Below are 23,796 nucleotides of genomic sequence, written 5' to 3' on the forward strand. Positions count from 1 at the left end.
GATGGCCCCCATACCGAAGTGGTATGGGGGCCATCGCGTCCCTCGGGGTAGGGGGACTCCTGCGAGCCTGGACGGGGGCGTCGCTCAGGACTCCTGGTCCAGTGGAATGTCGGTGCGCTCTTCGAACTCCCGGATCGACTCGGCGTACGAGTGAACGTGGCGGCTCATGCGACGGACCGCAGCATCGGGGTCGCGGTCTCGGATCGCTCTGGTGACCGAGCGATGCGCCTTCACGGTGATCTCGCGGACCTTCTCGTCGATGAAGCCCTCGTTCTCGGTGGCGGCGTAGATGGCACGGGACAGCGAGATCATCAGACCCGACAGCAGTTCGTTGTGGCTCGCGCTGGCGACGGCGATGTGCCAGTCGACGTTGGCCTGGAGGAACGCGTCGAGCTTGTCGCCGGCGGCCGCGATGTCCTCGTTCGCGGCGTCGAGCCGCGCGAGATCCTCGTCGGTCCGATGACGGGCGGCCAGTTGCGCGCAGAACGGTTCGATCGCCTCGCGCGTTTCGAGCAGCGCGCCCAGGCGGATCTGGCGTCCTCGAATGAGCAGCGCCACGGTGTCGGCCATCGACTGCTCGCCGGGTCGCTGGACGAAGGCACCCCCGGCGCGTCCCGCCTTGATTCGTACCAGGCCCTGTACCTCGAGGATGCGCAGAGCCTCGCGCACCGTGGTCCGGCTCATCTTCGTCTGGACGACGAGTTCGCGTTCCGGGGGAAGCGGGGTCCCTTCGGTGTATTCGCCGCTGAGGATGCGTTCGCGCAGCTCGTTGGCAAGAACATCCGACGCCTTGGGAACCTCCATCGGAGTCAGCTGGATGGAGGAACGTCCGGTCCGGGTCGTGCTCGGTGCGGCTGGTGACATGACTCCCCGCCCTCTCTGGTCTAACGGTCAGACCTAATATACCATCGAATCGTCGCTGCATTCATCTTGCAGGGTATTCCCCGACTCATCGAGAGGACCAGTTCCATGCGTTGGGAGCTGTCAGAAGAGCAGGAAATGTTCACCGAAGCCCTCGGCGGCTGGCTCGAGCGGTTCGCGGCACCCGCGAACGTCCGGAAGTGGGGCGAATCGGGTGAACCTGCCGAGTTCGAGCGCAGATTCGTGGAGGAGGGGTGGTTCTCGGCCGGCCTGCCGGAGGATGTGGGCGGACAGGGGGGCGGTCTGCTCGAACTCGCGCTGACCGCCGAGGCACTGGGCCGGTGTGCCTCCCCGGCGAGCGCGTGGACCGCGTCGGTGCTCGCGGCCCCTCTGTTGCCGCCTGACGTCGCCGACGCGGTGCTCACCGGTGGCGAATTCGCGGCCCTGGCACTCGATTCCAGCCGTCCCCTCGGACTCCGCGACGCCGTGCGCGTCGACGAGCGAGGGGTGCTGACCGGTCGCGTGTCCGCGGTGCTCGGCGCCGAACGGGCCGCTCGGCTCGTCGTCCCCGCCGAGGGTGGCGACGGAGCGGCCCTCTATCTCGTTCGGGTCGGAGACCCGGGCGTCACGGTCACGCCGCGGCGTTTCCTCGATCCGTCCCGGGGCGCGGCCGACGTACGGTTCGAGAACGTCGTCGCGCAGCGCCTCGACGTCGATGTGCCGGCCGCGCTGGCCGACGCGGGGTTGCGCGCCGCCGTGCTCGTCTCCGCGGACGCGCTCGGGGCGATGGAGCGGATGCTGCAATTGGCGGTGGATTACAGCCGAACACGCCACCAGTTCGGTGTGCCGATCGGTTCCTTCCAGGCGATGAAGCACGCTGCCGCAACGATTCTCGTGTCCGTGGAGGCGGCTCGGTCCATCGCCTACTATGCCGCGGCCTCGGTGGATCTCGGCCTCGAGGAGCGCGCGATGCATGCGGCGATCGCGAAGGCGCAGGTGACCCGGAGTGCGGTCCAGGCCGCCGACAGTGCGCTCGTGATGCACGGCGCCATCGGCTACACGTGGGAGCACGACCTGCAGCTGTTCTACAAGCGCACCAAGCTCGACGAGAAGCTGTTCGGAAGCCCGGAGGTGTGGAACGAGCGTCTCGCTCGGGATCTGCCTCTTCTGCCGGCGGCCGGCTGACCACCGTTGACTAAATGGTCTGTCCTTTAGTAACTTAATGCCAAACGGTAGCGACGACGACGGGACTGTGTTGTGGACTTCGATCTGACCGAGGATCAGGCAACGATCCGAGATGCGGTACGAGAACTCGCCGGCAAGTTCGACGAGCAGTACTGGGTGGAGAAGGACGCCGCCCACGAATTCCCCACGGAGTTCTACGACGCGTTCGCCAAGGGCGGCTGGCTGGGCATCACCACCCCCGAGGAGTACGGAGGACACGGCCTGGGCATCACCGAGGCCTCGATCCTGCTGCAGGAGGTCGCCGCGTCCGGCGCCGGCATGAACGGCGCCAGCTCGATGCACCTGTCGATCTTCGGCATGCACCCGGTGATCGTGCACGGCTCCGAGGAACTCAAGCAGCGCACCCTGCCGCGAATCGTCAACGGAGACCTGCACGTGTGCTTCGGGGTCACCGAACCCGGCGCGGGCCTGGACACCACCAAGATCACCACCTTCGCGCGGCGCGACGGCGACAAGTACATCGTCAACGGACGCAAGGTGTGGATCTCGAAGGCGATGGAGTCGGAGAAGATCCTCCTGCTCACCCGCACCACCAAGTTCGAGGACGTGACCAAGAAGACCGACGGTCTCACGCTCTTCCTCACCGACCTGGACCGCTCGAAGGTCGAGATCCGCCCCATCAAGAAGATGGGCCGCAATGCCGTCACCTCCAACGAGTTGTTCATCGACGGACTCGAGATCCCCGTCGAGGATCGGGTCGGCGAGGAGGGCAAGGGCTTCAAGTACATCCTCGACGGGCTCAACCCGGAACGGATGCTCGTCGCCTCCGAGGCCCTCGGCATCGGCCGCGCCGCCCTGCACCGCGCCACCCAGTACGCCACCGAGCGTGAGGTGTTCGGCCGCCCGATCGGCATGAACCAGGGCATCCAGTTCCCCCTCGCGGACTCCCTCGCCCACCTCGACGCCGCCGAGCTCGTCCTGCGCAAGGCGACCTGGCTCTACGACAACGGCCGCCCCTGCGCCCGCGAGGCCAACATGGCCAAGTACCTGTGCGCCGACGCCGGCTTCCAGGCCGCCGACCGCGCCCTGCAGACCCACGGCGGCATGGGCTACTCGGAGGAGTACCACGTCGCGCGCTACTTCCGTGAGGCGCGCCTGACGCGCATCGCACCACTGAGCCAGGAAATGGTTCTCAACTACCTCGGCGAGCACGTGCTCGGCCTCCCCAGGAGCTACTGATGTTCGAACTCACCGGAAGATCCGCCCTCGTGACCGGCGCGGGCAGCGGCATCGGCGCCTCCGTCGCGCACGCGTACGCCGCCGCCGGCGCTGCCGTCCTCGTCACCGATGTCGACGAGGACGCGGCCGCCGCCGTCGCCGCGGAGATCACCGCCACCGGCGGTACCGCCAAGTCCGCCGTGCTCGACGTCCGCAACGCCGCCCAGGCCGCGGCCGCGGCGGAGCAGGCCGCCGCCCTCGGGGGCGGCGTCGTCAACATCCTGGTCAACAACGCCGGGGCCATCGCACCCGCGATGTTCCCGAATCTCGAGGAGGACGACTTCCGCCGCATCGTCGACATCCACCTCGTCGGCAGCTACGTGTGCAGCAAAGCCGTGCTGCCCTATCTGCCGGAGGACGGCACCGGGCGCGTCATCAACGTCACCTCCGCCGCCGGCCTGCAAGGTACCATCGGCCAGGCCAATTACGGGGCGGCCAAGGCGGGCATCATCGGCCTGACCAAGTCGCTGGCCCGCGAGCTCGCCCGCAAACAGATCACCGTCAATGCCATTGCGCCCCTTGCAGCCACGCCGATGACCGAGAACATCCGCAGCAACGACAAGCTCGCGGCCAAGACCCTCGAGCGTGTCGCGCTGAGGCGCTGGGCCGAGCCGAACGAGATCTCGGCCAGCTTCGTGTTCTTCGCCTCCGACGGCGCCTCGTACATCACGGGCCAGGTGCTGCCCGTCGACGGTGGAACGGTGATCTGATGACCAACGCAACCAACCCGTTCCAGCGCTCCGCGCGCGAGGTGATCATCGCCGAAGCGGCTCGCACCCCCATGGGCCGATCCCACGCCGAACGCGGATGGTTCCGTGATACGCATCCGAACGAGATGCTCGGCGCGGTCTACACGGATCTGATCCGCCGCAGCGGTCTGGCCCCGGCGGCAGTGGAGGACCTCATCGTCGGTTGCACCGCGCCCTTCGGTGAGCAGTCCCGCAACATCGGCCGCAACGCATGGCTGCAGGCCGGATACCCGCCCGAGGTGCCGGCCGTCGTCCTCGACCGCCGTTGCGGCTCCGCGCAGACCGCGGTCGAGATGGGTACCGCCCTCGTCGGGTCCGGCACGCACGACCTCGTCATCGCCAGCGGTGTCGAGCACATGGGCCACGTGCCGATCAACTCCCCGGCCAAGATCTCCGAGTTCTACGGCGATCCGTGGCCGGCCGAGTTGCGGGAGAAGTACGACTTCGTGCACCAGGGCGAGAGCGCCGAGCTCATCGCCGACCGGTGGGGCATCGCCCGGCAGGAGATGGACGAATTCGCCGTGCGATCCCATCGTCTGGCGACCGAGGCCATCGAGGCCGGGCGGTTCGACGAAGAGATGATCCCCCTCGAGCTCGACGGCGAGTTCCGCAGGACCGACCAGACCGTCCGGCCCGGCACGAGCCTGGATACCCTGGCCGGCCTGAGGACCGCGTTCCGGGAGAACGGCCGGATCACCGCCGGCAGTTCGTCGCCGATCTCGGACGGCGCGGCCGGTGTCCTGCTCGCCTCGCGGGACGCGGTCGAGACCCACGGTCTGCGCGCCCGCGCCCGGATCCTCGACCAGACCACGGTCGGAGTCGACCCGATCATCATGCTCACCGGTCCGATTCCGGCAACACAGAAGCTGCTCGACCGCAACGGGATGACGATCGACGACATCGACCTCTTCGAGATCAACGAGGCGTTCAGTTCCGTGGTCCTGGCCTGGGAACGCGAACTCAAGCCCGACATGGACCGGGTCAACGTCAACGGCGGCGCGATCGCGCTCGGGCACCCGGTCGGCGCCACCGGCGCCCGTCTCATCGCGACGATCGTCGCCGAACTCGAACGTCGCGACGCCGAAATCGGACTGGTCACCATGTGCTGCGGTGGCGGACTCGGAACCGCCACCCTGATCCAACGGATCGACTGATGATCGACCTCACGCCCCACGTCCGGGCCGGCGACGGAATCTGGTGGAGCCAGACGAGCGCGGAACCCACCCCGCTCGTCCACGCCCTGCTCGACCAGCTCCCGTCGATCGGCCCGGTCCGGGCGTTCGTGGGACTGACCTGGGACCGCCGACTCACCGAGCAGACCCCGGACGAGTTGTCCGTCGTCTCCTACGGCGGGCTCGGTGAACTGCGCCGGCTCAGCCAACGGGACCGGCTCGAGGTCGTGCCCTGCCACTACGGGGCATTGCCCCGGCTGTTCGCCGAGCACCGCCTGCCGTGCGACGTCGGGTTCGTGCAGGTCGCTCCTCCCGACGCCGACGGCAACTGCTCGCTCGGCGTCGGCGTCGACTACGTCGCCGACGCACTCGAGCACACCCCCGTCCTGATCGCCGAGATCAATCAGCGCATGCCGACCACCCACGGTGCACCCAGGATCCCGCTGTCGCGGTTCGCGGCGGTCGTCGAGACCGACCGGCCGCTGCTCGAAGCGCCCGACCGTGAGCCCGCCGCCGTCGAGACGGCGATCGCCCGGCACGTCGCCGGCCTCGTCGAGGACGGCGACACCATCCAGGTCGGTGTGGGCACGCTGCCCTCGGCGGTGCTGGCGGCCCTGGAAGGACATCGGGACCTCGGCCTGCACTCCGGCATGATCTCCGATGCGGTGCTGCGGCTGATCGACAAGGGCGTGCTGACCGGTGCGCGCAAACAGATCGACATCGGACGCCACGTCACCGGGGCGGCGCTGGGCACGGCCACCCTGTACGAGCGCCTGCCGCACCTGCCGGTGGAATTCCGTCCCGCCAGCTATACCCATGCGCCGCAAGTGCTCTCGCAGCTGACCGCGCTCGTGTCGATCAACTCAGCCATCGAGGTCGACCTCACCGGGCAGGTGGGGGCGGAACAGGCCGGAGCCACCTACGTCGGCGCGGTCGGCGGACAGGTGGACTTCTCCCGGGCCGCGGCCCTGACCGGTGGCCGCTCGGTCATCGCGCTGCGGTCCACCGCGCGGGGCCGCTCGTCGATCAAGCCGGCCCTCCAGTTCGGATCCGTCACCACGGCCCGCGCCGACGTGGACTACGTCGTCACCGAGCACGGCGTCGCCGAACTGCGGGGCTGTTCGCTCGCGGAACGGGCCCGACGAATGATCGCCGTGGCAGCCCCGGAACATCGCGAGCAGCTGGACATCGCACTGACCGAGCACGACCTTGCTTCGTAGCGGAGCGAGCGGAAACGAGGAGTGAACGCCATGACGCGTCCCCAACGGGTACAGATCCGAGAAGTCGGTCCGCGCGACGGCTTCCAGAACGAGCCGGAGACCATCCCGACCGACGACAAGGTGCGGCTGATCAACGCCCTCGGGCGCGCCGGCCTGAAGCGTATCGAGGTCGCCAGTTTCGTGCGGCCCGACGTCATCCCGCAGCTTTCGGACGGGGTGGAGGTGCTCAGCCGCATCGACGTGCCCGACGACGTGAGGCTGATGGTCCTCGTGCCGAACAGCAAGGGACTGGACAACGCGCTGAAGGTTCGCGACACCTTCCACGAGGTCGCGATCTTCGTCAGCGCATCCGAAACCCACAACAAGAAGAACGTCAACCGCACCGTCGACGAAACCATGGCGGACAACGACATCATGGCTCGCCGGATCGTCGCCGAGGACCTGCACTGCGCTGCGGTCATCGCGACGTCGTTCGGATGCCCCTTCGAGGGCAAGGTGGAGTTGAAGCGGGTGTTGGACCTGGCGGAGAGATTCGCCGAATCCGGAGCCACGGAGATCGGCTTCGGTGACACCACCGGCATGTGCAATCCGGCCTACGCCTCGGAGTTCTTCGCCGCGGCCATCGAACGTCTGCCCGGCGTCGAGGTCACCGCGCACTTCCACAACACCCGCGGCCAGGGCCTCGCGAACGCGTTCGCCGCGCTCGAGGCGGGGTGCGCGAGCTTCGAGTCGAGCTTCGGTGAACTGGGCGGCTGCCCCGTCCCGGTGGGTTCGACCGGCAACATCGCCACCGAGGACCTGGTGAGCATGTTCCACGAAATGGGCGTGGAGACCGGCCTCGACCTCGACTTGGTCATCGACGCCGCTCGCGAAGCTCAGCAGGTGCTGGGCCGCAAGCTCACCAGCCACTCGATCGTGGCCGGCCCGATCCAGTGGGCCGCGGGCGTGCGCTGACGCCCTCGTCCCCGGTACGACTTCGACATCAGAACCAACAACACGGAGTGAAATCATGAGCAATCGAGTCGCATTCGTCACCGGCGGCGCGCAGGGCATCGGCAAGGGAATCTCCGATGCGCTGGGTGCCGCGGGCTTCCGCGTCGCGGTCGCCGACCTCAACCTCGAGGCCGCCGAGGAGACCGCGGCCGCCATCCGCGAGGCCGGAGGCCAGGCAATCGCCGTCCCGGTCGACGTGACGGACACCGAGTCCGTGCAGGCGGCGGTCAAGCAGGTCGCCGAGCAGTTCGGTCCCGTCGAGATCGTCGTCAACAACGCCGGATGGGACGACTTCATGCCGTTTCTGAAGACCGACGAGGCGTTCTGGGACCGGATTCTCGAGATCAACTTCAAGGGCCAGCTGCGGGTCGTCCAGGCGACCCTGCCGGGCATGGTCGAGCGTGGCTGGGGGCGCGTCATCAACATCGGTTCGGACGCCGGACGCGTCGGCTCGTCGCTCGAAGCGGTGTACTCGGGTGCCAAGGGCGGCATCATCGCGTTCACCAAGACCCTCGCTCGTGAGGTCGCCACGAAGGGCGTCACCGCCAACACGGTGTGCCCCGGACCGACGGACACCCCGGCCCTGCGCAAGTTCGCCGACAACTCCGGTCAGGAAGCCGACAAGGTGATCGCCGGCATGACCCGCGCGGTGCCGATGAAGCGGCTCGGCAAGGCCACCGACATCGGCGCCGCCGTGGCGTTCTTCGCCTCCGACGAGGCGGAGTTCGTCACCGGCCAGACCCTGTCCGTCAGTGGTGGCCTGACGATGGCCTGAGCGCCACTGCCTGTCCCACACACCGGCCGGCAGTCGATCGGCTGCCGGCCGGCGTGTCCGTCCGTCGTGTCCGTCCGTCGTGTCCGGAGCTCGGCGTGCCGCGTGCGATCGGGTCGATCCGAGACCGAGCGGCCCACCCACCTGCGGCAGGTCCCCTCGAATTACTCGAACAATTTGACCATGAACGTAATTCAAATTCGTGTGAATCTCGAACGGGCGCGGGGGTAAGGCGACTCGGCTCTCGCGGTTCGGGCAGGAACGCGATAGTGCGGCACCCGAAGGAGCCACCAACCATGAAGATTCCCCTACCGGGCAGCGGCCTGTATCGACGGATGGGCCGGTGGGCCGGCGTCGTGAGCGGAGCCGCCGAGGGTGTCCGCGCGGTTGCCGCCGGCTCGGCCCGATTCGGCGGTGAACTATCTCGGATCGCCCTCGGCGCTTCCGAGGTCGCACCCCCGAAGGGGGATCGTCGATTCGTCGATCCCGCGTGGACCTCGAACCCGATGTACCGGCGCATCGGTCAGGCCTATCTGCTGTCCGCTCGGGAGATCGAGGACGCGGTCGACCGTATCGGCCGAATCGCCGATCCGGTTCGGGCACAACAACTCGCCTTCGCAGCACGGATCGTCGTGAGCGGACTCGCCCCGACGAACTACCTCATGACGAACCCCACGGTCCTCAAGGAGACGTTCGACACGGCCGGCCTGAACCTGGTGCGCGGACTCCGGAACTACGTCACCGACGTGCGGCGAAACGGTGGCATGCCCGCCATGGTCCCGCACGGTGCCTTCGAGGTCGGCCGCGATCTCGCCGTCACACCCGGTGCCGTGGTGGCCCGGGACGAGGTCGCGGAGGTGCTCCGCTATGTGCCCACCACCGACACCGTGCACGCCCGTCCGGTACTGGTGGTGCCGCCCCCGATCGGCCGCTTCTACTTCCTGGACCTCCAGCCGGGACGCAGTTTCGTCGAACACTCCGTGTCCCGCGGTCTGCAAACCTTCATGCTCTCCTGGCGTAACCCCAACCAGGACCAGGGCGGATGGGATCTCGACACCTACGCTCGGCGAGTCTCCGAGGCGATCGACACGGTTCGAGCAGAAACCGGCAGCGACGACGTGAATCTCATCGGATTCTGCGCGGGTGGCATCATCTCGACCGGGCTGCTCAATCATATGGCGGCCACCGGCGACACGCGGGTGCACTCGATGTCCTATGCGGTCACCATGCTCGACTTCGAGAACAAGGAACTGCTCGATGCGTTCGCCGGGCAAAAGCTGGTGTCTTTCGCGCGGGGCCGCTCATTGAGGAACGGCATCATCAGCGCCCGCGACATGGGCAACGCCTTCCTGTGGATGCGCCCGGACGACCTCGTGTTCAACTACGTCGTCAACAATTATCTGATGGGCAGGACCCCGCCTGCATTCGACATACTTGCGTGGAACGCCGACGGCACGAATCTGCCCGGCTCCCTACATGCTCAGTTCCTCGACATCTTCCGCGACAACATGCTGGCGAAGCCGGGCTCGATGACGGTGCTCGGCACGCCCGTCGACCCGGGGACCGTCACAGTCCCGACCTTCGTCTCCGGTGCGATCGACGACCATCTCACCGCCTGGAAGGGGTGTTACCGGACCACACAGCTCCTCGGAGGTGATTGCACGTTCGTTCTCAGCTACTCCGGGCACATCGCGAGCCTCGTCAATCCGCCCGGCAATCCGAAGTCCCATTACTGGACCGGCGGCGCCCCCGGTGCGGACCCGCACCAGTGGCTCGACCAGGCCACCCGCGTGACGGGCAGTTGGTGGGAGCCGTGGGCCGACTGGGTAAGTGAGAGGTCAGGAGACCGCATGTCGTCGCCGGTCCTGCACGAAGCCGAGTATCCGCTCGGCCCCGCTCCGGGACGCTATGTCGGGGAGCCCTCGAACTGACAGCTTCGCCGGCCGAGGAGGCACGCATGGATCTCGAAATCGCCGACTCCGTCGCTCCCGACGGCGGGACGGCGAGACCGTCCTTGTGCGTCTCCGTGACGGTCGGCTGCACCACAGTGACACCGGGTCGACGGACGTGACGGAAAGGTCTGCATCCACGCGCACGCAGTGCAAAGTCCATACAGTGCGGGGCTGGAAGTGATTGGTGGACAAGGAGCGGCGGACGATCGGGAGTGTGAACACGGCTGGAACGTTAACGATCGTTTGCAGGTGCGCCTATGATCGCGACATGACGACGAACAACGAAGCAGGCGCAACCGTGGCCTGGACTCCGGTGGGAGAGTACGAGGACATCCGGTACGAGCACAGCGGTGACGGGATCGCAAAGATCACGATCTGCCGTCCCGAGGTGCGCAATGCGTTCCGGCCGCAGACGTTGATGGAGATCTCCGACGCGTTGGTCGATGCCCGGGAGGATTCCTCGATCGGTGTCATCGTGCTGACAGGGGAGGGGCCCGACGCGTTCTGCTCGGGAGGTGACCAGCGGGTGCGCGGAGACACCGGCTACCTCACCGAGCCGGGTAAGGCGGGCGGCGTGGGACGCTTCCACGTCACCGACCTGCAGATCCAGATTCGCCGACTGCCGAAGCCGGTGGTGGCCATGGTCGCCGGGTATGCGATCGGCGGCGGGCACATCCTGCATCTGGTGTGCGATCTGACAATCGCGGCGGACAACGCCCGCTTCGGCCAGGTCGGTCCCAAGGTCGGTTCCTTCGACGGCGGATACGGCGCGGGTCTGCTCGCGGAGTTGGTCGGGGTGAAGAAGGCCAAGGAGATCTGGTTCCTGTGCCGCCAGTACGACGCACGGCAGGCCCTGGAGATGGGGCTGGTCAACACCGTGGTGCCACTGGCCGACCTCGAGCGCGAAACCGTCCAGTGGTGCCGCGAGATGCTCGAGCTCTCCCCCTTCGCGCTGCGCCTCATGAAGGCCAGTTTCAATGCGTCGGAGGACGGCATGGCCGGCATCCAGCAGCTCGCCCACGATGCGAATCTGCTGTTCTACTCCACGGAAGAAGCCAGGGAGGGGCGCGAGGCGTTCAAGGCGAAGCGCCGTCCGGAGTTCGATAAGTTCCCGCGCCGGCCCTGACCTTCCATTTCGGTCCAACAATTAGTATGGTTGGGTCATTGCTGGTTCGAACAGGATGGTGTGCATGTCGGAAACCGCTACGCCCGCAGTCACATGGAGTGACGCCGCTGCCGGCGTCATGACGATCACGCTCCAGCGTAGGCCCGCGAACGCCCTGGGCCTGCCGATCATCGACGGCCTGAACGCGGCGCTGGACGCCGCCGATGCCGACGGTTCGGTGAAGGTGATCGTCGTCCGATCGGATATCCCCGGCTTCTTCGCTGCAGGGGCGGACATCAAGCACATGTCGTCGGTGGATGCAGAGTCATTTACCGCCTACGGCGATCGGCTCCGCGGGGCGCTCGACCGGCTCGCGTCGGCCGACCGGATCACGATCGCCGCGGTGGACGGTCTCGCGCTCGGGGGTGGCCTCGAGCTCGCGATGGCCTGCACCCTGCGGGTCGGCGGGGCGGACGCGAAGTTCGGGCTTCCCGAGGTCAAGCTCGGTCTCATCCCGGGAGCCGGTGGTACCCAACGTCTCCCGCGTCTTGTGGGCCGTGGTCGTGCGCTCGACATCATGCTGACCGCCCGCCAGGTCCGCGCCGACGAGGCACACGCGATCGGGCTGATCGACCGGCTCGTCGCGGCCGGCGGCGCGACGGAGGCGGCGCTCGCCCTCGCGGCCGAGCTGTGCACGATGTCGCTGCCCGCGCAGCGCGCCGTCATCCGGACGGTCGACGCCGCGTTCGACACGCCGCTCGACGAGGGCTTCCGCTTCGAGGTCGCCCAGGAGCAGGACCTGTTCGAGAGCGGGGAGGCGAAGGAGGGCATCACCGCGTTCCTCGAGAAGCGCGCCCCGCGCTTCTCCTGAGCGCCGTGTCGTCCGGATCCGCCGGGCGGGGAGCGGTCGCGCTCGCCCTGTCGCTGGTCTACCTGATCTGGGGATCGATCTACCTCGCGATCCGCCTGGTCATCGAGGAGGTGCCGCCCCTCGGCTCGATGGGTGCGCGATTCCTTCTTGCCGCCCTGCTGATGGCCGTATTTCTCGCCGTGCGCCGCGGCTGGAGGCGGCTGCTCGTCACCCGGCGTGAGGCCGGCGGTGCCGCGTTCCTCGGGGTCCTGCTCCTCGCGTGTGGAAACGGCCTGACGTCGGTCGGCCAGTTGCACGGCGTGCCCTCCGGAGTGACGGCGCTTCTCGTCGCGATGGTGCCCGTGTGGATCTGCATCTACCGTGCCGTGTCCGGCGACCGCCCGCGAGCGCTCGAGCTGGCCGGGGTGGGGGTGGGCCTCATCGGCCTGGCCGTGCTGGTGCTGCCGACCGGCGGTGACCGTTCGAGCCTCCCGCTGGTCGGCGCGGCGGTCATCGTGCTGTCGAGCCTGTCGTGGTCGTTCGGCTCCTGGATCAAGCCGAGGCTCTGGCTGCCGCAGGACGTGTACGTGGGCGCGACGTATCAACTCCTGGCGGCCGGTGCGGCGATGATGCTGGCGTCGGTGGTCACCCGCGAGCGTTTCGGGGGCGAGATCGGACTGCGGGCCTGGGGCGCGTTCGGCTATCTCGTGATCTTCGGCTCGGTCGTCGGATTCACTGCATACGCGTGGTTGCTGCACCATGCACCGCTGTCGCTGGTGGCGACCCACACGTACGTGAACCCCGTGGTGGCCGTCGCTCTCGGGTCCGTCGTCCTGTCCGAGCCGGTCACTCCTGCGCTGGTCGTCGGTGGCGTCGTGGTCCTGATGTCCGTCGTGTTGGTGGTGAGTGCGCAGGCTCGGCTTCGACGTGGGCGCGCTGCCGACCGCTCGGGGGAGACGAGCATGGTCCGCGACTGAACCGGAGCATTCCTGTGTTCTGGGAGCCTTCCCTGAACCACAAGAAGGTATTATTATCAGACCAAATTCGGGAAGGTGCAGCAATGACGCAGAACGACACGAAACGCTCGTTCACGGGTCCGCTGTCGGGTCTGAAGGTGGTCGAAATCGGTTCGATCGGCCCGGGGCCGTTCTGTGCCATGCTGCTGGCCGATCTCGGTGCGGACGTGGTGCGGGTCGACCGTGCCACCGGCGCAGGGTTGGTCGGGCCGAATGCAGATTTCCGCACCGAACTGCTGCACCGGGGACGCCGTTCGCTTGCCGTCGATCTCAAGCACCCGGACGGAGCGGAGGTGGTGCTGTCGCTCGTGGCGGACGCCGACGTCCTGATCGAGGGCTTCCGCCCCGGCGTCACCGAGCGGCTCGGGGTCGGACCGGACGACTGTGCCCAGCGCAATCCGCGGTTGATCTACGGTCGCATGACGGGCTTCGGGCAGGACGGCCCTCTCGCGCAGCACGTCGGTCACGACATCAACTACGTGGCACTCAGTGGTGTCCTGTCGCTGATCGGACGCCACGGTCAGCCGCCCACCCCGCCGCTCAGCCTGGTCGGTGATTTCGGTGGTGGCGGAATGCTTCTCGCCTTGGGAGTGCTGTCTGCGCTCTTCGAGAGGCAGCGCTCAGGCATCGGGCAGGTGATCGACGCCTCGATGGTGGAAGGGGCCGCCCTCCTTGCGACGCCGTTCTTCGGCTTCGCGCAGAGCGGGTCGTGGAACCGTGAACGCGGCACGAACCTCGTCGACAGCGGCGCACCCTTCTACGACGCCTACGAGACCGCCGACGGCAAATGGCTCTCGGTCGGCGCGCTCGAACCGCACTTCTACGCCGACCTCGTAGCCCTGCTGGGCCTGCCCGACGATCTGCCGGATCAGAACGACCGCGCGCAATGGCCGCAGATGAAGAAGGTGTTCGCCGACGCCGTACGGGGCCGCACCCTCGCGGAGTGGCTCGACGCGGCCGAAGGGCACACGCCGTGCATCGCCCCGGTTCTCGACGTCGACGAGGCGCCGTCGCATCCCCACCATGTCGCCCGCGGGACCTTCGTCGAGGTCGACGGACTCGTCCAGCCGGCCCCCGCTCCCCGGTTCAGCCGCTCGGCGGCGGCGGTGGACCGCCGTCCGCCGAGTCCGGGGGAGCACACCACCGAGATTCTGACCGACTGGGGAATCGACTCCGACCGCACCGACCAATGGCTGCGTTCGGGCGCGGTACGACAAACCCCCGCCGAAGCCTGACCGATCACACGAACTCACGGCGCCCACCTGGAACCGCCGGACCGAAGAAGGAGTGAACCCGTGACCGAGCCCACGACATGGGAAACGTTCACGCTCGAGCGACCCGAACCCGGGATCGCCGTCGTGACGTTGAACCGTCCCGAACGAATGAACTCGATGACGAACACGATGTTCGTCGAACTCGAGAAAGTGGCGTTGCAACTCGATCGCGAGGACGACCTGCGTGTGGTGATCCTCACCGGCGCCGGCAAGGCGTTCTGCGGCGGGTTCGATCTCGACGACGCCGAAGGGCTGTCGTCGTTGACGCCGATGGGGATGCTCGATCAGCAGGAGCTGGCGGCGCGGGCGCTCTCGGCGATCCGGAGCATCCGCGTTCCGGTGATCGCGGCGGTCAACGGCGCGGCGGCCGGTGGAGGACTGTCCCTGTCCCTGGCTGCCGACATCCGGATCGGCTCGCCGGCCGCGCGGTTCAACGCGGCGTTCGTGCGAATCGGCCTCTCGGCCGGGGACCTGGGCGCCTCCTGGCACCTCACCCGGTTGATCGGCCCGGCGCGGGCCGCGGAGTTCGCGTACACGGGCCGATTCATCGAGGCCGTCGAAGCGGAGTCGCTCGGGCTGCTGAACGCGGTGGTGCCCGCCGAGTCGCTGCTCACCGAGGCGCTCGCGATGGCGCGCCTCATCTGCGCGAACTCGCCTGCCGGCGTGCAGCTGTCGAAACGCGCACTGCACGCGAACATGGAGGTGTCGTCCTACGCCGCGGCGCTCGAACTGGAGAACCGCGGCCAGGCGCTGCTCACCCGCGGTGAGGACATGCCCGAAGCGCTGGCCGCGTTCAAGGACAAGCGCACCCCGAAGTTCACGGGCCGGTGATCGACATGACGCAGATGGACACGCGAGAAAATACGTCCGTGCTGAGCAACTACGAGCCACCCCGGCTCGAGACCCTCACCCTCGAGGCGCTCGAGGACAAGATCGCCGTTCTCACGATCAACCGGCCCGACCGGATGAACTCGATGGTCGTGAAGATGTTCGAAGAGTTCAACACCGCCGCATACGCATTGCGCGACACCGACGCGCGGGCGCTGATCATCCGCGGTGCGGGAGATCGGGTGTTCTGCGCCGGGTTCGACCTCGACGAGATCAGTGTGATCACCGAAATGGGCGTGCGCGAATTCCTGAAGTTCCAGGAGACCGCGACCGGGGGCCTTGCTGCGCTGCGGCATCTGCCGTTCCCGGTGATCGCGGCGATCCACGGTGCTGCCTCCGGCGGCGGTATGTCGCTCGCCCTCGCCGCCGACATCCGGCTGGTCGCCCCGACCGCGAAGTTCAACGCGGCCTTCGTCAAGGTGGGGTTGTCCGTCGGGGAACTCGGCACCTCCTGGCAACTGACCCGCCTCGTCGGGCCGGGCCGGGCGGCCGAGATCGCGTACACGGCACGCTTCGTCGGCGCCGAGGAGGCGGTCCGGATCGGGCTGGCGAACCGGGTGGTGCCGAGCGAGAACCTCTTCGACGAGGCCGTCGCACTGGCCGAGACGATCGCGACGAATTCCCCCGGCGGGATCCGGATGTCGAAGCGCGCGTTGCAGCGGAACCAGGAAGTGACGTCGTACGCGGCGGCGCTCGAGTTGGAGAACCGGGGACAGGCGCTACTGACCCGATGCGCCGACATGCCGGAAGCGCTGGCCGCATTCAAGCAGAAGCGAGCTCCGCGTTTCACCGGGGCGTAGACGTCGACGAACGACTGCGTGCAGGATCGGGGCCGGGCGGCGCGCGCCGGCGGCACAATCTGATGGAGGCGAGCATATGACCTGGGAATGGACTCCCGACACCCTCGGCGCGCTGGAACGATTTCTGCGTGAGCGGGGCATCACCGATGGGCCGCTGACAACGTCGCGTATCGGTGACGGGCATTCCAATCTGACGTACCTGGTGTCCGACGGGGTACGTCGGGTGATTGTTCGTCGACCGCCGCCGCCGCCCGTCCCGCCGGGTGCCCACGACATGCTGCGGGAGGCTCGGCTCGTCGGTGCACTCGCCGGCAGTGGCGTGCCGGTGGCGGCCGTGCTTGCCGTCGGGCAGACCGGCGACGTGCTCGACGTCCCGTTCTACGTGATGGACTACGTCGCCGGCCCGGTGGTCACCACCGAGACTCCGGCGGCACTGAGTGCGCCGGCCGACCGTCGCCGGATCGGTGAGGCGCTGATCGACACCCTCGCGGCACTACACGCGGTGGACTGGCGGGCCGCCGGCCTCGGTGACCTCGGCCGGCCGGACGGTTTCAACGAGCGTCACCTGCGCCGCATGGGCCGGTTGGTGGCGGCCGAGGACGGGACGCCGCCGCCGGAGTTCGCGGAGATCGATGCGTGGCTCGCCGCCCACGTTCCCGCCGAGTCCGGTGCGGCGATCATCCACAACGACTACCGCATCGGCAACGTCATCCTTGCTCCTGAACCGCCGGGACATATTGCGGCGGTGCTGGACTGGGAGCTTGCGACGATCGGCGACCCGCTGTTCGATCTGGGGTACTTCCTCGCGTCGTATCCCGTCGAAGGACAGGACCGCACGCCGACCGAAGATCTCGGTGTGGCGGTCCTCGAGGACGGCTACCCGACGCGCGACGAACTCGCCCAGCGGTATGCGGCTGCCACCGGCGCGGACCTGTCGAACCTCGACTGGTACACGGCACTGGCCCTGTGGAAGCTGGCGGTGCTGTACGAGTACGGGCGGCGGCGGGCCGTCGCCGGCGTCGGGGATCAGTACTACCGCGACGGTGCCTTGGTGCGTGCCTTTCTCGACGCCGCCCGCCGGGCGGCGGGCCTGACAGCAGCCGGCGTCTGATCGGTCCGGCACCGGCCGGGCGCCGACCCGATGGTCCCTACTCGACGCCCGCAATCTCACGCCAGCGAGCGTGTGCTGCCGGTGTCCACTCGGTACGCAGGTCGCGTAGTCGCTTCGCCGTCCGCAGTCCGGCCCAGTCCGGCAGCAGGACCTCGGGCAGTCGTGGGTCCAGATAGGGCATCCGGCGCAGGGAATCGGCCAACTGCAGGTGGGTGAGGAGCAACTCGTCGTCCGAGGCGAATCCGCGCACGTCGAACCGGGCGAGCAACTCGTCGTAGACCTTCTCGGCTTCGTCGAGATCCCAGGACCGCCGGACGAGTTCGGCCTCGGTGATGCCCGGTTGGCCGATCGGGCCGACGAAGGTGACAGTGTTGTCGGCCAACCCCAGGGACTCGATCGTCCTGGCCGCCTCCGCGGCGCGATCGACGTGGGGGGTCACCCAGACGCCGGGGGTCGGGTTTCCGAAGCCGGCCCACCGCAATGCCGCATACAGTTTCTTCCGGCTCGAGCGGTGCGATTCGGGAACCGGGACGTTGATCACCAGCCAACGGCCGTCCCACTGGGTGACGTCGACATCGGGGGGAAAGACACGCATGTCGCCTTCGGCGAACAGTCGGTGCGCTTCGTCGGTCAGGTGCCACAGGGTCTCCCGACCGACCCGTTCGGCGGCGATCAACCCGGTCGATCCCGTGCGGGCCAGAGCCTGCCGTGCCGCGGGCTCACCGAACCCGAGTCCCTTCAGGACGTAGAGCAGTGCCGCGGTACGAACCGGTCGGCCGTATGGTTCGACCAACTCACCGAGCACCGTCACCAGCACGGATCGGGCGCTGCGGGCGGGGGTTGCGTCCTTGTCGGATACGGACCCGATGTCGGGATCAGTCATGGGTCCATCGTCGCGCAGGCGGTCGCAGCCACGCCACACCCCCCGGGCGCCGGCGGTGCGGGGGCGGTGGGCTGGCGCTCGTCAGTGCGCACCGCGGACGACACCCCAGTCGCGCAGGACGGCGTCGGTGTCGGCGCCGGGCACGCGAGGCGCCGAGTACGTGGCCGGCGCCGCGTTCGCGAAGCGTGGCGATGCCGCCGGCTGGCGCTGCCCGAACGATTCGACGACTGTCCCGCGTGCGGCGATGTGCGGGTGCGCCGCGACCTCGTCGAGGGCGAGCACCGGCGTGAAGCACGCGTCGAGGGGGGCGAAGTGTTCCACCCATCGGTCGCGATCGCGGCCGCGGAAGATCTCGGCGAACCGGGTGCGCACACTGGGCCAGGCCGCTCGATCGTATTGATCCGGAAGGTCCGCCGGGTCGAGTCCGAGGCCCGTGAGTAGTTGCGCGTAGAACGCCGGCTCGACCGCGCCGACTGCGACGTACCGTCCGTCGGCGCATTCGTAGGTGTCGTAGAACGGGGCCGCGCCGTCGACGACGTTGGTTCCCCGGTCGGCGGACCATAGGCCGTTTTCGGTCAGCGTCCAGTACATCGTCATCAGCGTGCTGACGCCGTCGACCATCGCGACGTCGACGACGTCACCCTGCCCGGACCGCTCCCGCGCATAGAGCGCGCCGAGGATGCCGGTGATCGCCAGCATCGAGCCTCCCCCCAGGTCGGCGACCAGGTTGAGCGGCGCCAGCGGGCGTTCGCCTTTCCGTCCGATCGCGTTCAACGCTCCGGTGAGGGCGAGGTAGTTGATGTCGTGCCCCGCGTAGGGAGCCAGTGGACCGTCCTGTCCCCATCCGGTGATCCGGGCGTAGACGAGTCGGGGATTGCGTGCCCGGCACACGTCGGGGCCGATGCCGAGGCGTTCCGCCGCGCCGGGTCGGTAGCCCTCGACGAGCACATCCGCATTGTCGACGAGACTCAGCACGCGCTGCAGATCGTCGGGATCTTTCAGATCGGCGCGGACCGAGCGGCGGTTGCGCAGCCCGGCGTCCTGCTCCACGGGCAGGAGCTGGCTCACCCCGCCCGGACGTTCGATCCGCACGACGTCCGCCCCGAGATCGGCCAGCAGCATCGCGGCATGGGGGGACGGGCCGATCCCGGCCAGCTCGACCACCCGCAGCCCGTCGAGTACACGCGTCATCTTCTACCTCCGAACGGCACCAATGTTTGACAACTCTGGATACTAACTATCAAACTAAGTATTATCTAGTTCGACGCCGCAGCGAAACACCGACTTGTCGCTGCCGGCATCCATCGACGAATCCGAGGGCGAAACGTGAACAGACTCAGTCCAGAACTGATGGCGACGCTGCGCACCGCGGCCGACGATCCCGTCGCCTACGCGCAGAGATGGAAGGCGACCCATGGCCGCCGCGTGATCGGATCTTTCCCGATGAACTTTCCGTCCGAACTCGTGCACGCCGCAGGCGCCCTTCCGGTGCTCATCCAGGAGAACCGCACCCCGGTCACCGAAGGCCGCAACCTGCTCGCCGAGTTCTACTGCGGCTACACCCGCAGTGTTGCCGACCAGGCGGCGCTCGGTCAGCTCGACCTCTTCGACGCCTTCGTGGCGGCGGACCACTGCGTGCAATTGCTCGGCGCGGTGGACGTGATCCGATGGGCGCGACCCGAGAAGCCTGTGCATTTCGCCCAGCTCACCAGCGCCATGGACGATGCGTGGACCGGGCCGCGGGTGGCGGGTCGCATCAGCGACCTCGCGACCGAGATCGAAACGGTCCTGGGGGTTTCAATTACGTCCGACACCTTGACGGCCAGCATTCGGATGTTCAACGCGAACCGGCGTCTGCTGCGCGAGTTCTACGAGCTGCGTCGCTCGGGCCGACTCCGCATCACTGCGAGCGAAATGCAAGTGCTGGTGAAGTCGAGCATGGTGATGGACATCGCCGAACACACCGCTGCCCTCGAGCGTCTTCTCGACGGGATCGACCCGGCTGCCGAAGCGCAGGACGACGTGGTCAGGCTCTACCTGTCCGGCCACTTCTGCCACGCCCCGCGGCCCGAACTCCTGGACGTGATCGAGGAGGCGGGGGTGATCGTGGTCGACGACGACCTGTACACCGGATACCGCTACATCTCCACCGATGTGCCCGAGAACGGAGATCCGTTCCAGGCGCTGTCGAGCTGGTATCTGGAGCGAAATCTCAACGCCCCATGCCCCACCCGAGTGACCACCCAGGTCGACTGGGATCGATATCTGATCGACGAACTCGCCCGTAGCAACGCGAACGGCGTGGTCGTGATGATGGCGAAGTTCTGTGAACCTCACATGCTCTACTACCCGGAGCTTCGGAAAGCGCTGGAGGGTAACCGAACACCCGTGCTCCTCATCGAAACCGAACACGAGGGCAATCCTGTGGAAACGCTCCGGACCAGGGTCGAGACCTTCGTGGAGCGAATCCGCCGGCAGCACGTGCCGGTGCCGTCCTGAAACCTGCTCGACCACCCGAGGGAGATCGTGATGACCATTGCACAACCGCGCAAGGAAAAAGCCCACCGCCTGTCCAGTACCCGCGCCGGCGGGAAGCTGGTCGCCGACTACTGGGAGAACATCTTCACCGCAAAGGAGCGCGGTAAGCACGTCGTCTGGTACAACGGCGCCGCGTTGAACCCGCTCTTTCAGGCGGCCGGCCTCGAATGGTGCCACGGTGAGGCCTTCGCTGCACGACTGGCCGCCCAGCATCTCGAGGGTCCGGCCCAGGCTGCCGGGGCCGAATACGGCTACATCAACGAGCTGTGCTCGTACGCCCGGACGCACCTCGGATGCGCCGTGCTGACGCACCAGAACACCAACCGGAACGAGACCGGCGTCGTGGGCCTGACCGACCAGCAGGAGCTCGCGAGCAAGCTGCCGGCACCGGACTTCTTCGTGAACGGATATGCTGGCTGCAGCACCGGACAGCAGTGGGACGCCATGACGTACCGGGTGTTCGATCGCAAGTTGCCCTTGTTCAACGTCTCGATTCCGATGCTGTGGGGCAACAAGCCCGACGCGGGATACATGCGGGGGGAGGAGTGGGTCGAGGTCGGCAAGTACGTCGAGGGTCAACTCCGTGAGCTGGTCGACTTCCTGGAGTACCAGACCGGCCGGCCGTTCGACTGGGATGCGCTCAGCGAGAGCATGTCGTACATCAAGCGGGCTTCGGAATTGCGCCTCGAAGGGATGGAACTTTGCCGGCAGGCGCCGACCCCGGCGACCTACTGGGACTGGGTGGCGAGCATCGCGCCGATCAACTTCCTGCCCGGCAACCAGGATCTCGTGGACTACTTCGCCGGGGTGAAGGCCGAGATCGAACAGCGGATCGCCGACGGTGTCAGCGCCGTCGAGAACGAGCGCTACCGGGTCTACTTCGACGGAATCATGAACTGGAACAAACTCGGGTTCCTGACCCGGAAGTTCGCCGAGTACGACGTGGCCGTGGTGGCCGGCCGGTACACCCACGAATCCTTTTGGCAGGAACCACAACTCATCGACGTCGACAATCCGCTGCTCGGTATGGCGCAACACTACCTGCTCTGTCCGCTCAACCATGGGCTGAAGAACCTGCAGGAACTGTTGCTGCGTCGTCTCGACGAATATGCGATCGACGGCATCGCCTTCCACTCCACCCGGACCTGCCGGGCGATGACCAACCCGCAGTCCATGCTCGCCCGGGCTGCCGAGGCCGAGCGTGGAGTCAAGTCGTTCGTCTTCGAAGGGGACGTTGCCGACGCATCGTTCTACAACGACGAGTTGTTCGACAGCCGACTCGAAGCGATGCTGGAGGCGATCGATGTGCAGCGGATGAGGTCCGCGGTCTAGCGCGACACCGTACCGGGAAGAGACGAGTGCGATGAGTACCGACAAGTGGTTCGTTATGGGCGTCGATCTGGGATCGACGACAGCGAAGGCTGCCGTCGTCGATCAGGACGGTGCGTTGTGCGGGACGGATGTCGTGCAGATGGGCGCTGTGAGCCGTGAAGCAGTCGCCCGTGCGATCGAGGGCGCCTCGGTCGCGGCGGGAGTGCCACGCGAGGTCATTCGGCGGACCGTGAGCACCGGGTACGGCCGCCGGTTGGTTCCGGGCGCCGACCGCACCTTCACCGAGATCACCTGCCATGCGCGCGGCGCGGCGGCCCTGCGTCCGGGGGTTCGGCTCGTCATCGACATCGGCGGCCAGGACAGCAAGGCGATCATCGTCGACGACGACGGACTGGTGGAACGTTTCGCCATGAACGACCGTTGCGCGAGCGGAACGGGTCGGTTCTTCGATGTCCTGGCCCGCGCGCTCGAGGTCGACATCGATGCGGTAGGGGATCTCGCGCTCGCCGGTGCGCACGGCCTCGAGGTCAGCAGTATGTGTGCCACCTTCGCCGAAACCGAGGTGATTTCCCTGCTCGCCCAGGGGCAGGACAAGGCCGACATCGCCGCGTCCGTGCACCGTGCCGTCGCGGCGCGCACCCTGGGTCTGGTCGGCCAGGTCGGCAGGGCGACACCTGCGGTGATGACCGGCGGGGTGGCCAAGAACCCGGCTGCGATCCGCTATGTATCGCAGGCGTTGAGACATCCGATCGAGGTGCTCGACCAGCCACAGATCGCCGGGGCCTACGGCGCGGGGCTGCTTGCGCGCGACGAGTATCGCGGTGCCCGAAAGGTTCTGTCCGCGCGTGATGCCGCGACGGAGACGAACATGGCATCGCGGAGCTCGGGCGGTGGTCGGCACTGTGCGAGCTGCGACGGTGTCCTGGACGGTAATCATGCGCATGCCGGCGGACCGGTGATGCTCGAGCTGCGGAGGAACGAGTGATGATGAGAGAACCGAGTGAGTTCCGGGTGCCGGTACCGGCCGAGTCGACGATCTACATCGTCGGGGGGACGAGTGGTGTCGGGCTCGAGGTGGCGCGCCGGTTCGTGCGTGCGGGCGCCCAGCGGATCGGTCTGGTCGGGCGCAACGTCGAACGTGGCGAGAAAGCGGCACAGCACATTCGGACCCTCGCGCCTGGCGTGTGGTGTCTGTTCGCTGCGGCCGACGTGAATGTTCCGGGGGAGGCCGTGCGGGTTGTGGCGGAACTTGCGGATTCGCTGGGTGCCGCCGACATCCTCGTCAACAGCACGACAGGGTCGTTCAATCCGCGACTGTTCCACGAGATGGACCCCGAGGACATCCCGGGGGTGCTGTTGAACCAGGCTCTCGGCCCGATCAACATGTGTCGAGCCGTCCTGCCCGCGATGCGACAGCAGCGCGGCGGGGTGATTGTGAACATCGCCTCCGATGCGGCGAAGCACCCGACGCCGGGCGAGAGCGTGATCGGTGCGGCCATGGCAGCAATCGTCATGTTCTCCAAAACCCTTGCAATGGAGGCCAAGAGGGACGGCATCCGAGTCAATTCCGTGACACCGTCGCTCATCCGCGATACCGGCGGCTTCGATCGCGTCATGTCCGAGCCCTTCAGTGCGAAGCTGTTCGAGAAGGCGAGTCGGCTGGCGTCGTTGGGGGTGGCGGAGCCGGGCGATGTCGCCGACCTCGTGCTGTTCCTCTGCGGTACGCAGGCGCGGCGGATCACCGGGCAGGTGGTCAGCCCGAACGGGGGGATTTCCGCGGGATAGCTGCCGCAGCGAGAAGCCGGTCGAGGTGGGGA

22 protein-coding genes are annotated in these 23,796 nt (G+C 67.5%); 19 read left to right on the forward strand and 3 right to left on the reverse strand.

The window, feature by feature from the left end; all coding sequences use genetic code 11:
* Positions 1–84 precede the first annotated feature (84 nt).
* Complete coding sequence (locus OCS65_RS07055) at positions 85–804, reverse strand: FadR/GntR family transcriptional regulator (RefSeq protein ID WP_006934213.1); 720 nt, start codon at positions 802–804, stop codon at positions 85–87.
* A 165-nt stretch (positions 805–969) separates the two neighbouring features.
* On the opposite strand from OCS65_RS07055, the gene OCS65_RS07060 reads away from it, so the two are divergent.
* From OCS65_RS07060 to OCS65_RS07130, 15 genes are all read left to right on the forward strand, one after another.
* Positions 970–2,046, forward strand: a complete 1,077-nt coding sequence (locus OCS65_RS07060; protein ID WP_263509257.1) for an acyl-CoA dehydrogenase family protein — start codon at positions 970–972, stop codon at positions 2,044–2,046.
* A gap of 72 nt (positions 2,047–2,118) precedes the next feature.
* Positions 2,119–3,285, forward strand: coding sequence for an acyl-CoA dehydrogenase family protein (locus OCS65_RS07065; RefSeq protein WP_006934209.1), 1,167 nt, complete (start codon positions 2,119–2,121; stop codon positions 3,283–3,285).
* Positions 3,285–4,034, forward strand: a complete 750-nt coding sequence (locus OCS65_RS07070; protein WP_006934208.1) for an SDR family NAD(P)-dependent oxidoreductase — start codon at positions 3,285–3,287, stop codon at positions 4,032–4,034. The genes OCS65_RS07065 and OCS65_RS07070 overlap by 1 nt, the downstream gene beginning before the upstream one ends.
* On the forward strand, positions 4,034–5,227 hold the full coding sequence (locus OCS65_RS07075; protein ID WP_006934205.1) for a thiolase family protein: 1,194 nt from the start codon (positions 4,034–4,036) through the stop codon (positions 5,225–5,227). Before OCS65_RS07070 ends, OCS65_RS07075 begins: the two co-directional genes overlap by 1 nt.
* Entirely contained in the window at positions 5,227–6,465 is a 1,239-nt protein-coding gene (locus tag OCS65_RS07080; RefSeq protein WP_006934204.1) for an acetyl-CoA hydrolase/transferase family protein, read from the forward strand. Before OCS65_RS07075 ends, OCS65_RS07080 begins: the two co-directional genes overlap by 1 nt.
* 30 nt (positions 6,466–6,495) lie before the next feature.
* Positions 6,496–7,419 carry a hydroxymethylglutaryl-CoA lyase gene (locus OCS65_RS07085; RefSeq protein ID WP_006934203.1) on the forward strand — a complete coding sequence of 308 codons (924 nt, stop codon included), beginning with the start codon at positions 6,496–6,498 and terminating at the stop codon, positions 7,417–7,419.
* A 55-nt stretch (positions 7,420–7,474) separates the two neighbouring features.
* Positions 7,475–8,233, forward strand: a complete 759-nt coding sequence (locus OCS65_RS07090; protein WP_006934189.1) for an SDR family NAD(P)-dependent oxidoreductase — start codon at positions 7,475–7,477, stop codon at positions 8,231–8,233.
* Between the two features lie 95 nt (positions 8,234–8,328).
* Complete coding sequence (locus OCS65_RS07095) at positions 8,329–10,161, forward strand: PHA/PHB synthase family protein (RefSeq protein WP_263509260.1); 1,833 nt, start codon at positions 8,329–8,331, stop codon at positions 10,159–10,161.
* Positions 10,162–10,450: 289 nt separating this feature from the next.
* Positions 10,451–11,308 carry a 1,4-dihydroxy-2-naphthoyl-CoA synthase gene (gene menB / locus OCS65_RS07100; protein WP_029545750.1) on the forward strand — a complete coding sequence of 286 codons (858 nt, stop codon included), beginning with the start codon at positions 10,451–10,453 and terminating at the stop codon, positions 11,306–11,308.
* 64 nt (positions 11,309–11,372) lie between these two features.
* Entirely contained in the window at positions 11,373–12,158 is a 786-nt protein-coding gene (locus OCS65_RS07105) for an enoyl-CoA hydratase-related protein (RefSeq protein WP_006934177.1), read from the forward strand.
* 5 nt (positions 12,159–12,163) lie between these two features.
* Entirely contained in the window at positions 12,164–13,114 is a 951-nt protein-coding gene (locus tag OCS65_RS07110; protein ID WP_029545748.1) for an EamA family transporter, read from the forward strand.
* Positions 13,115–13,197: 83 nt separating this feature from the next.
* Positions 13,198–14,388: a CaiB/BaiF CoA transferase family protein gene (locus OCS65_RS07115; protein ID WP_006934175.1), complete on the forward strand. Its 1,191-nt coding sequence runs from the start codon at positions 13,198–13,200 to the stop codon at positions 14,386–14,388.
* A gap of 60 nt (positions 14,389–14,448) precedes the next feature.
* The gene (locus tag OCS65_RS07120) at positions 14,449–15,258 is read left to right on the forward strand and encodes an enoyl-CoA hydratase/isomerase family protein (protein ID WP_006934174.1); all 810 of its coding nucleotides are present in this window, start codon (positions 14,449–14,451) and stop codon (positions 15,256–15,258) included.
* Positions 15,259–15,263: 5 nt separating this feature from the next.
* Positions 15,264–16,115 (forward strand): enoyl-CoA hydratase/isomerase family protein, encoded by an 852-nt coding sequence (locus OCS65_RS07125; RefSeq protein ID WP_044475784.1) that lies wholly within the window; start codon positions 15,264–15,266, stop codon positions 16,113–16,115.
* A 76-nt stretch (positions 16,116–16,191) separates the two neighbouring features.
* A complete protein-coding gene (locus OCS65_RS07130) occupies positions 16,192–17,226 on the forward strand; it encodes a phosphotransferase family protein (protein WP_006934172.1) in 1,035 nt (344 codons plus the stop codon).
* Between the two features lie 37 nt (positions 17,227–17,263).
* Here the strand turns inward: OCS65_RS07130 and OCS65_RS07135 are convergent, their stop codons facing one another.
* A complete protein-coding gene (locus OCS65_RS07135; RefSeq protein ID WP_006934171.1) occupies positions 17,264–18,109 on the reverse strand; it encodes a PaaX family transcriptional regulator in 846 nt (281 codons plus the stop codon).
* Between the two features lie 81 nt (positions 18,110–18,190).
* The gene (locus OCS65_RS07140) at positions 18,191–19,300 is read right to left on the reverse strand and encodes a CaiB/BaiF CoA transferase family protein (RefSeq protein ID WP_006934170.1); all 1,110 of its coding nucleotides are present in this window, start codon (positions 19,298–19,300) and stop codon (positions 18,191–18,193) included.
* Between the two features lie 159 nt (positions 19,301–19,459).
* Here OCS65_RS07140 and OCS65_RS07145 point away from each other — a divergent pair, with 159 nt between their 5' ends.
* From OCS65_RS07145 to OCS65_RS07160, 4 genes are read left to right on the forward strand one after another with little or no spacing between them, the layout of a single operon-like run.
* Positions 19,460–20,608 carry a 2-hydroxyacyl-CoA dehydratase subunit D gene (locus OCS65_RS07145; protein WP_180987086.1) on the forward strand — a complete coding sequence of 383 codons (1,149 nt, stop codon included), beginning with the start codon at positions 19,460–19,462 and terminating at the stop codon, positions 20,606–20,608.
* Positions 20,609–20,638: 30 nt separating this feature from the next.
* On the forward strand, positions 20,639–21,979 hold the full coding sequence (locus OCS65_RS07150; protein ID WP_029545743.1) for a 2-hydroxyacyl-CoA dehydratase subunit D: 1,341 nt from the start codon (positions 20,639–20,641) through the stop codon (positions 21,977–21,979).
* A 31-nt stretch (positions 21,980–22,010) separates the two neighbouring features.
* Complete coding sequence (locus tag OCS65_RS07155) at positions 22,011–22,964, forward strand: acyl-CoA dehydratase activase (protein WP_006934162.1); 954 nt, start codon at positions 22,011–22,013, stop codon at positions 22,962–22,964.
* Positions 22,964–23,764 carry an SDR family NAD(P)-dependent oxidoreductase gene (locus OCS65_RS07160; protein ID WP_006934160.1) on the forward strand — a complete coding sequence of 267 codons (801 nt, stop codon included), beginning with the start codon at positions 22,964–22,966 and terminating at the stop codon, positions 23,762–23,764. The genes OCS65_RS07155 and OCS65_RS07160 overlap by 1 nt, the downstream gene beginning before the upstream one ends.
* Positions 23,765–23,796: the final 32 nt, after the last annotated feature.

Origin of the sequence: Rhodococcus aetherivorans, assembly GCF_025722975.1 — a bacterium.
Lineage (GTDB): Bacteria > Actinomycetota > Actinomycetes > Mycobacteriales > Mycobacteriaceae > Rhodococcus > Rhodococcus aetherivorans.